The organism is Xanthomonas hortorum pv. cynarae, from assembly GCF_002939985.1.
Classification (GTDB): Bacteria; Pseudomonadota; Gammaproteobacteria; order Xanthomonadales; family Xanthomonadaceae; genus Xanthomonas; species Xanthomonas hortorum_D.
Genome location: NZ_MDFM01000003.1, coordinates 87,898 through 105,032, shown reverse-complemented (window position 1 = coordinate 105,032; position 17,135 = coordinate 87,898). Strand labels below are relative to the sequence as shown.

16 protein-coding genes are annotated in these 17,135 nt (G+C 64.5%); 6 read left to right on the top strand and 10 right to left on the bottom strand.

Annotated elements, in window-relative coordinates; genetic code table 11:
* Positions 1–51 precede the first annotated feature (51 nt).
* From eutC to XcyCFBP4188_RS23745, 7 genes are all read right to left on the bottom strand, one after another.
* The gene (gene eutC, locus XcyCFBP4188_RS03155) at positions 52–897 is read right to left on the bottom strand and encodes an ethanolamine ammonia-lyase subunit EutC (protein WP_006452609.1); all 846 of its coding nucleotides are present in this window, start codon (positions 895–897) and stop codon (positions 52–54) included.
* Positions 894–2,303: an ethanolamine ammonia-lyase subunit EutB gene (locus tag XcyCFBP4188_RS03150; protein ID WP_104591614.1), complete on the bottom strand. Its 1,410-nt coding sequence runs from the start codon at positions 2,301–2,303 to the stop codon at positions 894–896. Before XcyCFBP4188_RS03150 ends, eutC begins: the two co-directional genes overlap by 4 nt.
* A complete protein-coding gene (gene eat / locus XcyCFBP4188_RS03145; RefSeq protein ID WP_104591613.1) occupies positions 2,300–3,664 on the bottom strand; it encodes an ethanolamine permease in 1,365 nt (454 codons plus the stop codon). The genes XcyCFBP4188_RS03150 and eat overlap by 4 nt, the downstream gene beginning before the upstream one ends.
* A gap of 229 nt (positions 3,665–3,893) precedes the next feature.
* Complete coding sequence (locus XcyCFBP4188_RS03140; protein WP_006452606.1) at positions 3,894–4,733, bottom strand: M23 family metallopeptidase; 840 nt, start codon at positions 4,731–4,733, stop codon at positions 3,894–3,896.
* Positions 4,733–6,082, bottom strand: a complete 1,350-nt coding sequence (locus tag XcyCFBP4188_RS03135) for a dihydroorotase (protein ID WP_046932616.1) — start codon at positions 6,080–6,082, stop codon at positions 4,733–4,735. Before XcyCFBP4188_RS03135 ends, XcyCFBP4188_RS03140 begins: the two co-directional genes overlap by 1 nt.
* Positions 6,079–6,372, bottom strand: coding sequence for a membrane protein insertion efficiency factor YidD (gene yidD, locus XcyCFBP4188_RS03130; protein ID WP_043889253.1), 294 nt, complete (start codon positions 6,370–6,372; stop codon positions 6,079–6,081). The genes XcyCFBP4188_RS03135 and yidD overlap by 4 nt, the downstream gene beginning before the upstream one ends.
* A 5-nt stretch (positions 6,373–6,377) precedes the next feature.
* Positions 6,378–7,025, bottom strand: coding sequence for a hypothetical protein (locus XcyCFBP4188_RS23745; protein ID WP_255171873.1), 648 nt, complete (start codon positions 7,023–7,025; stop codon positions 6,378–6,380).
* On the opposite strand from XcyCFBP4188_RS23745, the gene dksA reads away from it, so the two are divergent.
* Positions 7,015–7,503, top strand: a complete 489-nt coding sequence (gene dksA / locus XcyCFBP4188_RS23740; protein WP_411245397.1) for an RNA polymerase-binding protein DksA — start codon at positions 7,015–7,017, stop codon at positions 7,501–7,503. The genes XcyCFBP4188_RS23745 and dksA overlap by 11 nt on opposite strands.
* 139 nt (positions 7,504–7,642) lie before the next feature.
* On the opposite strand, the gene XcyCFBP4188_RS03120 is transcribed toward dksA, so the two are convergent.
* The 3 genes from XcyCFBP4188_RS03120 to cysS form a co-directional block, all read right to left on the bottom strand.
* Complete coding sequence (locus XcyCFBP4188_RS03120; RefSeq protein WP_006449429.1) at positions 7,643–8,896, bottom strand: MFS transporter; 1,254 nt, start codon at positions 8,894–8,896, stop codon at positions 7,643–7,645.
* Positions 8,893–9,330, bottom strand: coding sequence for a SufE family protein (locus XcyCFBP4188_RS03115; protein WP_006449428.1), 438 nt, complete (start codon positions 9,328–9,330; stop codon positions 8,893–8,895). The genes XcyCFBP4188_RS03120 and XcyCFBP4188_RS03115 overlap by 4 nt, the downstream gene beginning before the upstream one ends.
* A 273-nt stretch (positions 9,331–9,603) precedes the next feature.
* Positions 9,604–11,043, bottom strand: a complete 1,440-nt coding sequence (gene cysS / locus XcyCFBP4188_RS03110) for a cysteine--tRNA ligase (RefSeq protein ID WP_043907735.1) — start codon at positions 11,041–11,043, stop codon at positions 9,604–9,606.
* A gap of 198 nt (positions 11,044–11,241) precedes the next feature.
* Here cysS and XcyCFBP4188_RS03100 point away from each other — a divergent pair, with 198 nt between their 5' ends.
* The 5 genes from XcyCFBP4188_RS03100 to XcyCFBP4188_RS03080 all read left to right on the top strand — a co-directional run bounded on the left by XcyCFBP4188_RS03100 (position 11,242) and on the right by XcyCFBP4188_RS03080 (position 17,134).
* On the top strand, positions 11,242–11,742 hold the full coding sequence (locus XcyCFBP4188_RS03100) for a hypothetical protein (RefSeq protein ID WP_043889250.1): 501 nt from the start codon (positions 11,242–11,244) through the stop codon (positions 11,740–11,742).
* Positions 11,743–12,054: 312 nt separating this feature from the next.
* Positions 12,055–13,086 carry an N-acetylornithine carbamoyltransferase gene (locus tag XcyCFBP4188_RS03095; RefSeq protein ID WP_006449425.1) on the top strand — a complete coding sequence of 344 codons (1,032 nt, stop codon included), beginning with the start codon at positions 12,055–12,057 and terminating at the stop codon, positions 13,084–13,086.
* 52 nt (positions 13,087–13,138) lie between these two features.
* Positions 13,139–14,380 (top strand): argininosuccinate synthase, encoded by a 1,242-nt coding sequence (locus XcyCFBP4188_RS03090; protein ID WP_174705824.1) that lies wholly within the window; start codon positions 13,139–13,141, stop codon positions 14,378–14,380.
* 234 nt (positions 14,381–14,614) lie between these two features.
* On the top strand, positions 14,615–15,715 hold the full coding sequence (locus XcyCFBP4188_RS03085) for an acetylornithine deacetylase (RefSeq protein WP_006449423.1): 1,101 nt from the start codon (positions 14,615–14,617) through the stop codon (positions 15,713–15,715).
* Between the two features lie 75 nt (positions 15,716–15,790).
* Complete coding sequence (locus XcyCFBP4188_RS03080; RefSeq protein WP_006449422.1) at positions 15,791–17,134, top strand: acetylglutamate kinase; 1,344 nt, start codon at positions 15,791–15,793, stop codon at positions 17,132–17,134.
* Position 17,135 lies beyond the last annotated feature (1 nt).

The window sequence follows — 17,135 nt, the reverse complement described above, 5'->3', positions numbered from 1 at the left end:
CTCAAGCGAATAGATCGATGCAGGCGAGCCGTCACATCACGGGTCTCTGGCTCAGCTGCCCACAACGTCTGGCGGCAGATCATCCAGTAGCAAAAACGTACGTGGCGCGGCATCTGGCGGGCCAGCCGAGGGTAGTGCCGGTTGCTCTGCTTCGTCCTTGAGTTGCACGCCGGATAGCTTGCGTCGAAATGCCTCGCGTAACAGGTACGCAAGTTTGTGCGTGGCTTCGGCGTAACTCAGCCCTTCGGCGCGGATGTTGGAGATGCAATTGCGCGCGGCGTCGGTCAGGCCGAGCCGTGGGGTGTAAGTCAGATACAGGCCCAGGCTGTCGGGCGAACTCAGTCCCGGCCGCTCGCCGATCAGCACGATCACCGCACGGGCCTTGAGCAATTCGCCGACCTCGTCGCCGATGGCCACACGCCCTTGCGCAATCAGCACCACCGGTGCCAACGACCAGCCCTCGTGTGCGGCCAAGCGATCGATATGCTCCAGCATCTGCGGGGCATTGCGGTGTACGGCCAGCGCCGAGAGCCCATCGGCGACCACGACCGCCACATCATGTCCACCGCCATGCACGGCAGTCAGACCACGCAGTTGCGTGGCGGCGTCGGCGGCCAGGCGCCGGCCCAGATCCGGGCGTTGCAGATATACATGCCGATCCGCCGCCGCGCTGTGCAGCAGCATGCTGATACGCCCGCGCTGTTCGAGTTCGGCCTGCAGCGGCGCTGGATCGAACGCCAGATGCACCGCATCGCGTGCTTGCGCATGCGCTAGCTGGAAATCCAGATGTGCAGCTGTCGGCAGGCTGGTGCCGACGCGCCCCAACGCGATCCGTGCCGGCGTGAGGTGACGCAGCTGTGCCCAGGCATCGCGCGGTGGCGTCGTGGGGCTGCTCATTGCGCCGCGCTGCTGTTCAATTGCGCCAGCGCACGCCGGAACGGTGCCGGCACCTCGCTACCGAGTTCGAAGCGGCCATCGCGCAGGCGCAAAATGCCTTGCTGTTCCAGCCACTGTTCGAACTCGGGCGCAGCACGCAGGCCCAGTGCCTGGCGCGCATACAGCGCATCGTGGAACGAGGTGGTCTGGTAGTTGAGCATCACATCGTCCGAGCCGGGGATGCCCATGATGAAATTGATGCCGGCGGTGCCGAGCAGGGTCAGCAGCACGTCCATGTCGTCCTGATCGGCTTCGGCATGGTTGGTGTAGCAGATGTCGCAGCCCATCGGGACGCCGAGCAACTTGCCGCAGAAATGATCCTCCAGCCCGGCGCGGATGATCTGCTTGCCGTCGTAGAGATACTCCGGGCCGATAAAGCCCACCACGGTATTCACCAGCAATGGCTTGAACTGCCGCGCTACTGCATAGGCGCGCACCTCGCAGGTCTGCTGATCCACGCCATGATGCGCATTGGCCGACAACGCGCTGCCCTGGCCGGTTTCGAAATACATCACGTTGTCGCCGACGTTGCCACGGCGCAACGACAGACCTGCCTCGTAGCCTTCCTGCAGCAAGGCCAGATTGATGCCGAAGCTGGTATTGGCAGCTTCGGTGCCGGCGATGGACTGGAACACCAGATCCACCGGCACGCCGCGGCCGATCGCCTCGATGGTTGTGGTGATGTGCGCCAGCACGCAGGACTGCGTGGGAATCTGGTAGCCGGTGATCACCGCATCGAGCATGCGCAACAATGCGGTGGTGGCGGCCAGACTGTCGCTGGCCGGGTTGATGCCGATCACCGCATCGCCGTTGCCATACAACAAACCGTCGAGCACGCTGGCGGCAATGCCGGTGGCGTCGTCGGTGGGGTGGTTGGGTTGCAGGCGCGTCGACAAGCGTCCGCGTAATCCCAGCGTGTTGCGAAAGCGCGTGACCACGCGCGTTTTCTGCGCGACCAGAATCAGATCCTGCACCCGCATCAGCTTGGACACCGCCGCCACCATCTCCGGTGTCAGTCCGGGCGCCAGTGCGGTGAGTGCAGCTTCGTCGGCCTGCGCACTCAACAGCCAATCGCGAAAGCCGCCGACGGTGAGATGCGCGACCGCAGCGAACGCCGTTGCATCGTGTTGGTCGACGATCAAGCGGGTGACTTCATCCGCTTCGTACGGCACCACCGCTTCATCCAGAAAATGGCGCAGCGGCAGGTCCGCCAGCGCCATCTGCGCAGCGACGCGTTGCAGACCGGAGTCGGCGGCGAGCCCGGCCAGTTGATCGCCCGAGCGTGCCGGCGTGGCCTTGGCCAGCAACGTTTTGAGATCGGCAAACTGGAAGCGCTCGCCGCCTGCGGTGAAGGCGAACCCACTCATCTGACAGTGCTCGCAGGCGTGTGCTGGCCGCGCAAGCTCAGCACGCAACACACCGCACCAAACAGCAGCAGACCCACAAAGATCAGCGCCACGATCGGGTTGAACCACACCATCGCCACCAGGCACACCAGCGCCAGCAGCAGCGCAATCGCCGGCACCACCGGATAACCCGGTGCGCGAAAACTGCGCTCAAGCAATGGCTCGGCGCGGCGCAGTTTGAACAGGCTGAGCATGCTCATCACATACATCACGATCGCGCCGAACACCGACATGGTGATCATCGCCGCGGTCAGCGACATGCCCTGGATCTTGACCACGCCATCGCTGCAGATCGCCGCGATACCGATCGCGCCACCGGCCAGAATCGCGCGATGCGGCGTGCGAAAGCGCGACAGCTTGGCCAGCCCATGCGGCAAAAAGCCGGCACGCGCCAATGCGAAGAATTGCCGCGAATAGCCCAGGATGATGCCGTGGAAACTGGCCACCAGACCAAACAGGCCGATCCACACCAGCATGTGCAGCCAGGTCGAGCTATTGCCGACCACCGCTTTCATTGCCTGCGGCAACGGGTCGTTGATGTTGGACAGCTGGCGCCAGTCGCCGACGCCGCCGGCAAACACCATCGTTCCCAGCGCCAGCACCACCAGCGTGAGGATGCCGGCGATGTAGGCGCGCGGGATCGTGCGCTTGGGATCCTTGGCTTCTTCGGCCGCCATCGCCGCGCCCTCGATCGCCAGAAAGAACCAGATCGCAAATGGAATCGCAGCGAAGATGCCGGAGATCGCCGCCGGGCCGAAATCGTTGCTGCCGGCCCAACCGTTGGCGGCAAAACGCGCGACGCTGAAACCCGGCGCCACCACGCCCATGAACACCAGCAGTTCGATCACCGCCAGCAGAGTCACCACCAACTCGAAGGTGGCGGCGATCGCCACGCCGACGATGTTCAAGCTCATGAAGATCACATACGCCCCGATTGCGGCGATACGTGGGTCCAGGGTCGGAAACTGCACGTTGAGATAGGCGCCGATCGCCATCGCGATGGCCGGCGGTGCGAACACGAATTCGATCAACGTGGCCAGGCTCGCCAGCATGCCGCCATAGGTGCCGAACGCGCGCAGGCTGTAGGCGAACGGTCCACCGGCGTTCGGGATGGCCGTGGTCAGCTCGGTGAAGCTGAAAATGAAGCAGGTGTACATCACCGCCACCAGCACGGTGGTCACCAAAAATCCCAGGGTGCCGGCGGTGCCCCACCCGTAGCTCCACCCGAAATACTCGCCGGAAATCACCAGTCCCACGGCGATCCCCCACAGTTGCCAGGTGCCCAGTGTGGGTTTGAGTTGCTCGTTGCGCATGTCGCACATCTCCTGCAGTCGGGGGAGGGGAGATGAAGCACGTCCCACGCCGCAGCGGTGGACCAACCGTCTGGCTCGATCGCTCGTTACGAAAGTGGCGAGGATCGAGGATCGAAGATCGTCCCGGTTATACCCCAAAGCCCCGCGACCAACACAGGCACAGCGGGTAGGCCGCAGAGAACAGGCCGCCACGCTGAGGCAACCAGTGCCCGCTGTTTCATTTCGCTACCCAACGGCTTTATTTGTTGCGCTCAAGTACCAGCAACGGATCGATGCGCACATCGAACCAATTCATCCCCCAATGCAGATGTGGCCCGGTCGCGCGCCCGGTGGCGCCCACCGCAGCAATCATCTGACCCTGCTCCACGCGATCGCCCACTTTCACGTCGATGCGCGACAGGTGCAGAAAGTTGGAGCTCACCCCGAAGCCATGGTCCAGCAGCACCGTACCGCCGGTCAGATACAGATCCGGCGCGGCGAAGGTGACCACGCCGGCGGCCGGCGCCTTGACCGGTGTGCCGGTGGGTACCGCGATATCCATGCCCGAATGACCGGCACCGGGCTGGCCGTTGTAGACACGTGCATTGCCGAAGCGCCCGCTGATGCGGCCCTGCACCGGCCAGATGAAGGGCTGCGCGAAATCGGTGCGCGCATCGTCGCGATCGCGCGCGGCAGTGACCTGCGCCTGTTCGCGCTTGATCCGCTCGGCGATCGCCGCAGGCGGGTTGACGGTCTTGGGAGGCACGCCGTTGACACGTTCCACCGGCCAATCGCGTGGCGTCACTGCGATGCTGGCAGTCTCCTTGCCGCCATCGGGCCGGGTGATCTGCACCTGTAACGGGCCGGTGGCATCGCGGCCGATACCGAACACCACGCTGCCATAGCCGCTCACCCGCAGCGTACGGCCGGCGTACTGCACCTGGCTGCCCGCCGGCACCTTGCCGATCACCATCGCGCCTTGCGAGGCGCTTGGCGGAAACACCACCTCTGCAGCGGCCGCGGACTGCGCAGCGGCGCTGCCAACAGCAAACGCGAGCGGTGCCAGCGCAAGCCAGGCGCCAAACAGGGCTGCGCGCATCAGCGGTCGAAGGTCAGGCGCTGACCGGCGGCACTGCCGACCAACTGTTCGCCATCCCACACCTGCTGGCCGTTGACCCAGGTCGCGGCGATGCGCGAGCGGAAGGTGGTGCCTTCGAACGGCGACCAGCCGCACTTGGACAGCACCTGCTCGCGCTTCACGGTGAACGGGGTGTTGTCGATCATCACCAGGTCGGCGAAATAGCCTTCGCGCAGAAAACCGCGTTCTTCCACATCGAACAACTGCGCCGGCGCATGCGCGAACTTCTGCACGATGCGGGTGATCGGCAGCTTGCCTTCATGCACCAGCTCCAGCGCGGCGACCAGCGCGTACTGCACCAAGGGCAGGCCCGACGGTGCCTGCGCGTAGGGCTTCTGCTTCTCTTCCCAGGTATGCGGGGCGTGGTCGGTGGCGAGCACGTCGATGACGTCTTCGGCCAGCGCTTCGATCAGCGCCAGGCGGTCGTCGGCGTCCTTGATCGCGGGGTTGCACTTGATCAGGTTGCCCAGCCGCGCGTAATCGCTGCGGTCGAAGCGCAAAAAGTGGATGCAGGTCTCGGCGGTGATGCGCTTGCGCACTTTGCCGTCGGCGTCGACCAGCGGGCCGGCTTCGAACAGCGCCAGCTCGTTGGCGGTGGAGATATGCAGCACGTGCAGGCGGGTGTTGTGCTTGCGCGCCAGCGACACCGCCAGCTGCGAAGACTTCAGGCAGGCCTCGCGCGAGCGGATGTCCGGGTGCATCTCCGGAGTCAGCGCATCGCCGTACCTTTCCTTGAATTCGGCCAGCGTCGCATCGATGGTCGGGGTGTCTTCGCAGTGGGTGATGATCGGCGTCGGCGCGTCGCGGAAGATCGCGTCCAGCGTCTCGGGGTTGTCGACCAGCATGTTGCCGGTGGAGGCGCCCATGAACACCTTGATGCCCGGCGCGGTCTTGGGATCCAGCGTCTGGATCGCGGCCAGATTGTCGTTGCTGGCGCCCATGTAGAAGCCGTAATTGGCCCAGGCGCGCCCGGCTGCGGCGTCGTACTTGGACTGCAGCGCAGCCGCATCCAGGGTCGGCGGATTGGTGTTGGGCATGTCCATGAAGCTGGTCAGGCCGCCGGCCACGGCAGCGCCGGATTCGGTGGCGATATCGCCCTTGTGGGTCAGCCCCGGCTCGCGGAAGTGCACCTGGTCGTCGATCATGCCCGGCAGCACCCAGCGCCCGGCCGCGTCCACCACCGTATCGCCTGCAGCCGGAGTGATCTTGTCGGCGATCTTGGCGATGCGGCCAGCTTCGATCAGGAGATCGGCATCGAACTCCTTGCCTTCATTGACCAGGCGGGCATTGACGATGACGGTTCGGCTCATGGGTGGGGTCCTTTGCAGCGGCAGGAAGTGGAAGAGGGCGAAGACGCGGATGTGGGCGCGTCGGGGACGGGATCGAACCCGCCCGGATGGAAAGGATGGCAACGGCCCAGCCGGCGCGCAGCCAGCCAGCAGCCGCGAAGCGGGCCGAAGCGGCCGATCGCGGTCATTGCATACTCCGAGCAACTGGGCGCAAACCGGCAGCGCGGCCCTAACAGAGGGCTAATGAATATTTTGTAGAAGCGCAGCAGCGCGATGAGCAGGCGTGAGATCACTTGCCAATGATATGCCACTTGGACTAATGGGTGGTTGCCGGGGGTCCTTGGGGTAAGCTATAAAGGCCCGCTTTCCCGGGCCCCGGGGGAACCAAGGATGAGCGTTTCGTGGCTGCTAAAAAAACTGCAAACAAGGCCGTAGAGGCCGCCAAGAAGTCCGCCAAACCCGTTGCGAAGAAAGCGGCGGCGCCTGCCGCTGCAAAACCGGCTGCCAAGCAGGCGACGCCGGCCACCAAGCAACCTGTTGCCAAGAAGGCAGCTGTGACCAAGGCCGCTGCCAAGCCGGCGCCGGCCTCCAAGGCCGCAGTGCCCCAGCCCGCGGCTGTTAAACCTGTAAAACCGGCCGCCAAGAGTGCTGCAAAGCCGGCGGCAAACAAGGCAGCTCCGGCTGCCGCCAAACCGGCCGCCACGCCGGTGGCGCCCAAGTCCGTACCGAAGCCGGCTGCCAAGCCGACTCCGGCCAAGTCAGTCCCGGTCAAGGCTGAAAAGCCCGCGCCCGCACCGGCCCCCAAGGCCGTCCCTGCGAAGCCGGCAAAGCCTGCGACCCCGTCAGTTAAGAATCCCGTGCCCGTTTCGAAATCTTCAGCAAAAACACCAACCAAAACCGAAGCCCCCGCCAAGCCCGCCGCGACCCGTCCGGTCGGTAAGGTGGCCGTGGCCGTGACTGCCAAGTCGTCCAGCCCGACGCCCAAGACCAAGTACAAGGTGGTCGACTACAAGATCGACGAGACCACCGGTCGCCCGATCCTGCCGCAGGGCTACAAGCCTGCCGCGGACGAGGAGTACATGAGCAAGCTGCAGCAGGAGTACTTCCGTCAGCGTCTGCAGCGGTGGCGCAACGAGATGGTCGAGGAATCCAAGCAGACCATCGAGAACCTGCGCGAAGAAGTGCGCGATATCGGCGACGAAGCCGAGCGTGCCACCCGCGAGACCGAGAACTCGCTTGAACTGCGCGCCCGCGACCGTGCACGCAAGCTGATCTCCAAGATCGACAGCACGCTCAAGCGTCTGGAAGACGGCGACTACGGCTATTGTGTGGACACCGGCGAAGAGATCGGCCTGGACCGCCTGGAAGCGCGTCTGACCGCCGAGCGCACCATCGACGCGCAAGAGCGTTGGGAGCATCTGCAGAAGCAGCACGGCGATTGATCGTTAGGATTGATCGTTCAGTAAGCGTCGAAGCGTCATTGGTCGACTAAAAAAACCCCGCCATGTGCGGGGTTTTTGATGCGTCAAGGGAACAGGGATGCCGGCTGCGTTCGCTACCGGCATCTCGCCATTGCGCACGTCACTGCAAATCGCGCAGATCCAGCTTGCGTAGCTTCGGCGCCTTCCACGCGGTGGTCGCAACCACGCCCAGCGTGACGCCGCCGCCGATCACCACCGCCGGCACCAGGCCGACCAGGCGCGCCATCACCCCGTCGTAGAACGCGCCCAGCTCGTTGGACGAGCCGATGAAGATGCCGTTGATCGACGACACCCGGCCGCGCATCGCATCGGGCGTGGCCAGCTGCAGGATGGTCTGACGCACCACCACCGAGACGCCGTCGCACATGCCGTAGACCAGCAGGATCGCCGCCGACAGCCAGAAATGCCGCGACAGGCCGAACGCGATCGTGCACAACCCGAAACCGGCCACCGACAGCATCAGGATGCGCCCGGCATTGCGCTGCAGCGGGTGCCGCGCCAGCCACACGCCGACCACGATCGAGCCCAGTGCCGGTGCGCCGCGCAGGATGCCCAGGCCTTCCGGACCGTAGTGCAGGATGTCGTGGATGAAGGCGGGCAGCATCGACACCGCGCCACCCAGCAGCACCGAAAACATGTCCAGCGCCATCGCGCCCAGCATGATCTGGTTGGACAGCACGAATTGCGCACCTTCGGCGATGCTGCGAAAGATCGGCGCGCGTGGGCCCTCGTTGACCGGCTCGCTGACGCGCAACAGGGCCAGCGCCAGGATCGCCACCAACGCCACACTCGCCGCAACGCCATACGCCAGGCCCTTGCCGCCCCAGCCGACCAGCACGCCGCCCAGCGCCGGGCCGATGACCATGCCGGCCTGAAAAGTGACGCTGCCGATGCTGGCGCCGCGCGCGAAGGCTTCGCGTGGCAACGCACGCGCGAACAAGGCGTTGTAAACCGGCGACAGGAACGAGCGCGCCGCACCGGTCAGTGCGATGGCCGCATAGATCGGCCACACGCCTTGTACCGGCAGCCAGCCATGCGTGATCGCCAACAGCAGTAGCGCAGTGGCGACCAGGCCTAGCACCGCGACCATGCCGAGGCGTCGGCGCGGCAGATGATCGACCAGATAGCCGGCAAACGGCGCGATGCAGAAGAACGGCAGGATCTCCGCCAGGCCGATCAGCCCGAGCGAGAGCGGATTGCGGGTGATCTCGTAGATATGCCAACCGACCGTGACTGCGACTATCTGATACGACAGCATCGCCGCCACGCGATACAGTAGCACCAGGCCGAAGCCGGGGTAGGCGAACAGCGTGCGCAGCGAGGCGGCAGGCGAGGGAGGCGTGGGCGTGCTCACTGCTGGGCGCGGGCGGTGTCGCGAATGAAGGCCAGCATCGCCGCCACACCGTTGCTGCGGGTCGGCGACAGGTGCTTGGCCAGGCCAATGCCGGCGATGTAGTCCGGCTCGGTGGCCATGATCTCCTGCGCGCTACGCCCGGAGTACACGCGCAAGGCGAGATAGATCAGCCCGGAGACGATGGCTGAATCGCTGACGGCGTGGAAGTCCAGCCGCTCGGCGTTGCCCTCCGGCACGATCCACACCATCGACTGGCAGCCATGCAGGCGGTGTTCTTCGGTCTTCCACTGTTCCGGGAAAGTGGGCAACTTGCGGCCCAGGTCGATCAGGTACTGGTAGCGCTCGGACCAATCGCTGAAGAAGGAAAATTCCTCGGCGATGGTGGCCTGTGCTTCGATGGCGGTGGGTTCGAGCGGGAAGGGGGTAGTGGTCATCTAAAGTCCAGAATCAATTCTGTGAAAGCCCCTCTCCCTATGGGGCGAGAAGGCGCGGTTTGCGCGCCACTGGCGCGCGTGCCTTGGAGCGCCCGCGCCGCCAGCGCGGGCCGGGGCGCGGAGCGGGGGTTTGGGTGAGGGTACGGGCGAAGCCTCGCGCATCGATTTTTAAGCGATGAGCGAAGCCACCCGCATCTAGTTTCAGCGAGGCTTCGCCCGCACCCTCATCCGGCGCTGCGCGCCATCTTCTCCCGCAGGGAGAAGGGAATAAGATCATGCGCGCTTCCAGCGTACGCCCTGCGGGGTGTCTTCCAGCACGATGCCTTCGTCGGCCAGTTGCTTGCGGATGGCGTCGGCGCGGGCGAAATCCTTGGCTTTCTTTGCCGCATTGCGCTCTTCGACCAGCGTGGTGATGCGCGCATCGTCGCCGGCATCGGTGCCGCGCGAGAACCAGGCCGCCGGGTCTTGCTGCAGCAAGCCTAGCGCCAGGCCTGCGCCGAGCAGATCGGATTTGGCTCGGCGCAGCGCCGCAAGATGCTCGCCGCTTCGCTCGCTGTCCGGCCCGCCCGCCGGTGCCAAATCGTGCAGTGCCCGGCTGGCCTCCTTCGCAAGCTTCGCCAGTGCTGCAAGCGCCAGCGGCGTATTGAGGTCATCGTCCAGCGCAGATTCCACATCGTCAGGAATCGTGGTCGGCTGTGTGGGGCCGACGCCTGAATCGGTTTCGACGGCTGCCAGATCGCGCAACGTGCCATACAGCCGATCCAACGTGTTCTTGGCCTGCTCGATCAAGCCATCCGACCAGTCCAGCGGCTGCCGGTAATGCGCGCTCAGCAGGGCGTAGCGCAGCGCTTCGGGCGGGTGCCTGGCGATCAGGTCGTGTACGGTTTCGATGTTGCCCAGCGACTTGCTCATCTTGGCGCCGCTGAAATTGAGCATGCCGTTGTGCAGCCAGAACCGCGCAAAGGTGGCCCCGCCATGCGCGCACTCGCTCTGCGCGATCTCGTTCTCGTGATGCGGGAACTGCAGGTCCACGCCGCCGGCATGGATGTCGATGGTCGCGCCCAGGTGCGCGGCGGCCATCGCCGAGCATTCGATATGCCAGCCCGGGCGGCCACGGCCCCAGGGCGATTCCCAGCCGGGCAGGTCGTCGCTGGAGGGTTTCCACAGCACGAAGTCGCCGGGGTCGCGCTTGTAAGGGGCCACATCCACGCGCGCGCCGGCCAGCATCTCGTCCGGATCGCGGCGCGAGAGTTTGCCGTAGTGCTCGAAGCTGGCCACCGCGAACAGCACGTGGCCTTCGGCAGCATAGGCATGCCCGTTGGCGATCAGTTGCTCGATCATCGCCATGATTTGCGGAATATGCGCGGTGGCTGCCGGCTCGATGTCCGGGGGGACCACGCCGAGCGCAGCCATGTCCTGGCGGTAGATCGCAGCGAAGCGGTCGGTGATGGTCGAGATCGGCACGCCCTGCGCCTGGGCGGCGGCGTTGATCTTGTCGTCCACGTCGGTGATGTTGCGTGCGTAGCGCAGCGCGCCATAGCGGCGTCGCAGCAGCGCGGCAAGCACATCGAACACCACCGGGCCGCGGGCGTTGCCGATATGCGCGTAGTTGTAGACGGTGGGGCCGCACACATACAGGGTGGGGCTGGTGGGATCGAGCGGCGCGAACGGCTCGACCCGCCGCGTCAGGTTGTTGTGCAGGCGCAGGCTCATCGGCATCTGGAAAAGGGTAACTGCACGATTCTAGCCGGTCGCGGCGGCTAGGCGAACCAAACCCCAGGCAATGGCATGTCATGGCCGGCACTCGCAATCGGATGGGTTGCGTTCAGCCCCGGAGATCGCAAGCTCCATACACTTACGTACTGCCTGGCGACGCCTTCTCTGGTAATGATGCGACCTTCCCTGTTCTTCATGCTGCTGTGTGTGTTTGCCTGGCAGGCACTGGCGGCGCATGCGGCAGAGCCTGACCCCAAGAACCGGGTCGTGGTGATTGAGAACGTGAAGCTGGATTACGCGCAGGTGCTCAACGTGGAGCCGGTCTACCAGACCTTGCGCGCCACCCGCATCGAAGAACAGTGCGAGGCCGAGCAGATTGCGCCTGTCGCCGCTGCGCCTGCGGTAGACGACGAAGGCCGGATCAACCGGATGGTCGATTCGGTCAAGGAGATGTTTTCGCGCCGGCCCGAGCTGCCGTCTGCACCGGTGGCGGTGCCGCCGACCAGCACGCGGCGCAATTGCCGGGTGGTGGAAGTGCCGCGCGAGTTCCGGCGGCCGATCGCCTTCGATGTGGATTACGTCTACAAGGGCACCAAGTACCGTTCGCGGCTGCCGGAAGATCCGGGCAACCGGCTGCGTATCCGGGTCTCGGTGACTCCGTACATTCCCGACGCCATCGTCGCGCCGCCGCGATGACGCGCGCAGCGGTTGCGCCGTGCGCGCATGCATGCGAGGATTCGCGCCCTATGCACGCAAACGCCTTTCAGCACGACACCAGCGCCGCCCGGATGGCCTCCGGCATGACCTCGCGTGCCCGCCGACCGGAATCCCACATTTTCGCTGGGTGACCCGGGCGTTTTGCTGTCCGTTGTTGAAAACCCAGCCTCAAGGCTGGGTTTTTTCGTTTCAGGCGTCATAAAAGTTTCAACCGCAAGAAACGCGCATGTCGCGCACCCCGTCGCTCCTGGCGGACCACGCAGCAGAAGCACGCAGCACAAGGATCGATCGATGTCACTGAAGCACTTCTTGAACACCCAGGACTGGAGCCGCGCCGAACTGGACGCGCTGTTGACCCAGGCCGCGTTGTTCAAACGCAACAAGCTGGGAAGCGAGCTGAAGGGCAAATCGATCGCGCTGGTGTTTTTCAACCCGTCCATGCGCACCCGTACCAGCTTCGAGCTGGGCGCGTTCCAGCTGGGCGGGCATGCGGTGGTGCTGCAGCCGGGCAAGGATGCCTGGCCGATCGAGTTCAATCTGGGCACGGTGATGGATGGCGATACCGAAGAGCACATCGCCGAAGTGGCGCGGGTGCTGGGCCGCTATGTGGACCTGATCGGCGTGCGCGCGTTTCCCAAGTTCGTCGACTGGTCCAAGGACCGCGAGGACCAGGTGCTCAAGAGCTTTGCCAAGTATTCGCCGGTGCCGGTGATCAACATGGAGACCATCACCCACCCGTGCCAGGAGCTGGCGCACGCGATGGCGCTGCAGGAACACTTCGGCACGCAGGATCTGCGCGGCAAGAAGTACGTGCTGACCTGGACCTATCACCCCAAGCCGTTGAACACCGCGGTGGCCAACTCGGCGCTGACCATCGCCACCCGCATGGGCATGGACGTGACCTTGTTGTGCCCGACGCCGGACTACATTCTGGACCCGCGTTACATGGAGTGGGCGGCGCAGAACGTGGCCGAAAGCGGCGGCTCGCTGCAGGTCAGCCACGATATCGACAGCGCCTATGCCGGTGCCGACGTGGTGTATGCCAAGAGCTGGGGCGCGTTGCCGTTCTTCGGCAACTGGGAGCCGGAAAAGCCGATCCGCGACCAGTACCAGCATTTCATCGTCGACGAACGCAAGATGGCGCTGACCAACAACGGCGTGTTCTCGCACTGCCTGCCGTTGCGTCGCAACGTCAAGGCCACCGACGCGGTAATGGATTCGCCCAACTGCATCGCCATCGATGAAGCCGAAAATCGCCTGCATGTGCAGAAGGCGATCATGGCGGCGCTTGCTTCGCAAGCGGGAATCGGGAATCGGGAATAGAGAATCGCAACAGCAAGAACGTTGACCCCCACTTTTACGTACCAAGGAAACGATGATGAGCACTGCTTCCACCATTCCCGATTCCCAACTCCCGATTCCCGGCAGCAAGAAGGACATCGTCCTGGCGTTCTCCGGTGGCCTGGATACCAGCTTCTGCATTCCGTATCTGCAGGCACAGGGCTACGCGGTGCATACCGTGTTCGCCGATACCGGCGGCGTGGATGCCGAAGAGCGTGACTTCATCGAAAAGCGCGCGGCCGAACTCGGCGCCGCCAGCCATGTCACCGTCGATGGTGGTCCGGCGATCTGGAAGGGCTTCGTCAAGCCGTTCGTATGGGCGGGCGAGGGCTATCAGGGCCAGTATCCGTTGCTGGTGTCCGACCGTTACCTGATCGTGGATGCTGCGCTCAAGCGCGCCGAGGAACTAGGCACGCGCAGCATCGCGCATGGTTGCACCGGCATGGGTAACGACCAAGTGCGTTTCGATCTGGCAGTGAAGGCCTTGGGCGACTACCAGATCTTGGCGCCGATCCGTGAAATCCAGAAAGAGCACACCCAGACCCGCGCCTACGAGCAGAAGTATCTGGAAGAGCGTGGCTTCGGCGTGCGCGCCAAGCAGCAGGCCTACACCATCAACGAGAACCTGCTCGGGCTGACCATGTCCGGCGGCGAGATCGACCGTTGGGAAGCGCCGGGCGAGGGCGCGCGCGGCTGGTGTGCGCCGCGCAGCGAGTGGCCGGTGGAGCCGTTGAACGTCACCTTGAAGTTCGTCGAAGGCGAGGCGGTCGCGCTGGACGGCAAGGCATTGCCGGGCGAACAGATTCTGGCCCAGCTCAACAAGCTGTTTGCGCCCTACGGCGTGGGCCGTGGCGTGTACACCGGCGACACCGTGATCGGCTTGAAGGGCCGCATCGTGTTCGAAGCGCCGGGCCTGATTTCGCTGCTGACCGCGCACCGCGCGCTGGAAGATGCAGTGCTGACCAAGCAGCAGAACCGCTTCAAGCCGGACGTGGCGCGCAAGTGGGTGGAGCTGGTGTACGAGGGCTTCTATCACGACCCGCTCAAGACCGACATCGAGGCGTTCTTGCAGTCCTCGCAGTCCAAGGTCAACGGCGAAGTCACGCTGGAAACCCGCGGTGGCCGCGTCGATGCGGTGGCCGTGCGCTCGCCGCATCTGCTCAACACCAAGGGCGCGACGTATGCGCAGTCGGCCGACTGGGGCGTGGAAGAAGCCGAGGGGTTCATCAAGTTGTTCGGGATGAGCTCGACGTTGTATGCGCAAGTAAACCGCTGAGGTTTCGAGTCATGTATGCAAAGCCCCTCTCCCCTCGGGAGAGGGGTTGGGGTGAGGGTACGAGCGAAGCCTGGTGCAATTGGACAGTGCGAGAGCTTCGCCCGCACCCTCATCCGCCCCTTTGGGGCACCTTCTCCCGGTGGGGGAAGGGTGGCTTCGATGAGATTCATGAGCTGTTTGCGCACCTTCCTTACTTCCGTTTAGCCGCTGCTTCGGACCTTTGATCGAACCGATATGACCGATCTACTCGCATCCACCCTGACGCACCTGGAAACGCTGGTGTCCTTCGACACCCGCAATCCGCCGCGTGCGATCGCTGCCGAGGGCGGCATCTTCGATTATCTGCGTGCGCAGCTGCCCGGTTTCCAGGTTGAGGTGATCGACCACGGTGCCGGCGCGGTGAGCCTGTATGCGGTGCGTGGAAAGCCCAACTACCTGTTCAACGTGCATCTGGACACGGTGCCGGATTCGCCGCACTGGAGTGCCGATCCGCACGTGATGCGGCGCACCGACGACCGTGTGATCGGGCTGGGTGTCTGCGATATCAAAGGTGCGGCGGCGGCGCTGGTGGCGGCGGCCAATGCCGGGCAGGGCGATGCGGCATTCCTGTTTTCCTCCGACGAAGAAGCCAACGACCCGCGCTGCATCGCCGCGTTTCTGGCGCGTGGATTGCCGTATGAAGCGGTGCTGGTGGCCGAGCCAACCATGAGCGAGGCAGTGCTGGCGCATCGCGGTATCAGTTCGGTGCTGATGCGTTTTGCCGGGCGTGCCGGGCATGCGTCGGGCAAGCAGGATCCGTCGGCAAGTGCCTTGCATCAGGCGATGCGCTGGGGCGGCAGGGCGCTGGATCATGTCGAGTCGCTGGCGCATGCGCGCTTCGGTGGCTTGACTGGATTGCGCTTCAACATCGGTCGCGTCGATGGCGGCATCAAGGCCAACATGATCGCGCCGGCGGCCGAGGTGCGTTTCGGCTTTCGTCCGCTGCCGTCGATGGACGTTGACGGATTGCTGGCCACCTTCGCCGGATTTGCCGAGCCGGCTGCAGCGCAGTTCGAAGAAACCTTTCGTGGGCCGAGCCTGCCGTCCGGCGATATCGCGCGTGCAGAAGAACGCCGCCTGGCCGCGCGCGATGTCGCCGATGCGCTGGATCTGCCGATCGGCAACGCGGTGGATTTCTGGACCGAGGCCTCGCTGTTTTCCGCTGGCGGTTACACCGCGTTGGTGTACGGCCCCGGCGATATCGCACAGGCACACACCGCCGACGAATTCGTGACGCTTGCGCAGTTGCAGCGTTATGCCGAGTCGGTCCACCGCATCATCAACGGCGCGCACTGACCCGCTTTCACTAACGGCTCGTACCAAAGCCGCATTCCGCGCCTGGCGCGGCCATTCCTCTCTTCGATCACGGCAATGTCCCTCTCCGCACAGCCCCACAAACAGACCCGCCAGACCATCGTGCGCCTGCTTTCGAGCATGGCCAGCGCCAAGGAAATCAGCCAGTACCTCAAGCGTTTTTCGCAGCTCGATGCCAAACGCTTTGCGGTGGTCAAGGTGGGCGGCGCGGTGCTGCGCGACGATCTGGACGCGCTGACCTCGTCGCTGTCGTTCCTGCAGGAAGTGGGGCTGACCCCGATCGTGCTGCATGGCGCCGGCCCGCAGCTGGATGCCGAACTCTCGGCGGCCGGCATCGAGAAGCGCACCGTCAATGGACTGCGGGTGACCTCGCCGGAAGCACTGGCGATCGTGCGCAAGGTGTTCCAGGCCTCCAACCTCAAGCTGGTCGAAGCGCTGCAGCAGAACGGTGCGCGTGCGACCTCGATCACCGGCGGCGTGTTCGAAGCCGAGTATCTGGACCGCGACACCTATGGCCTGGTCGGTGAGGTCAAGGCGGTGAATCTGGCGCCGATCGAGGCCAGCCTGCAGGCCGGCTCGATCCCGGTGATCACCAGCCTGGGCGAGACGCCAAGCGGGCAGATCCTCAACGTCAACGCCGATTTTGCTGCCAACGAACTGGTGCAGGAACTGCAGCCGTACAAGATCATCTTCCTCACCGGCACCGGCGGCTTGCTGGATCCCGACGGCAAGGTGATCGATTCGATCAACCTGTCCACCGAGTTCGATCACCTGATGCAGCAGCCGTGGATCAATGGCGGCATGCGGGTCAAGATCGAGCAGATCAAGGATCTGCTCGATCGCCTGCCGCTGGAATCGTCGGTGTCGATCACCCGGCCGGCAGATCTGGCCAAGGAGCTGTTCACGCACAAGGGCTCGGGCACGCTGGTGCGGCGTGGCGAGCGCGTATTGCGCGCGACCTCGTGGGACGAACTGGATCTGCCGCGCCTCACCTCGCTGATCGAATCCAGCTTCGGCCGGACGCTGGTGCCCGATTACTTCAGCAACACCAAGTTGCTGCGTGCCTATGTCAGCGAGAACTATCGCGCGGCGGTGATCCTCACCGACGAGGGCATGCTGGGTGCAAGCGCGCTGATCTATCTGGACAAGTTTGCCGTGCTCGACGATGCGCAAGGCGAGGGCCTGGGCCGCGCGGTGTGGAATGTGATGCGCGAAGAAACCCCACAGCTGTTCTGGCGCTCGCGTCACAACAACCAGGTCAACATTTTCTATTACGCCGAGTCCGACGGCTGCATCAAGCAGGAAAAGTGGAAGGTGTTCTGGTACGGGCTGGAAAACTTCGAGCAGATCCAGCACTGCGTGGCGCATTGCGCGACGCGTCAGCCGACGCTGCTGGGCTGAG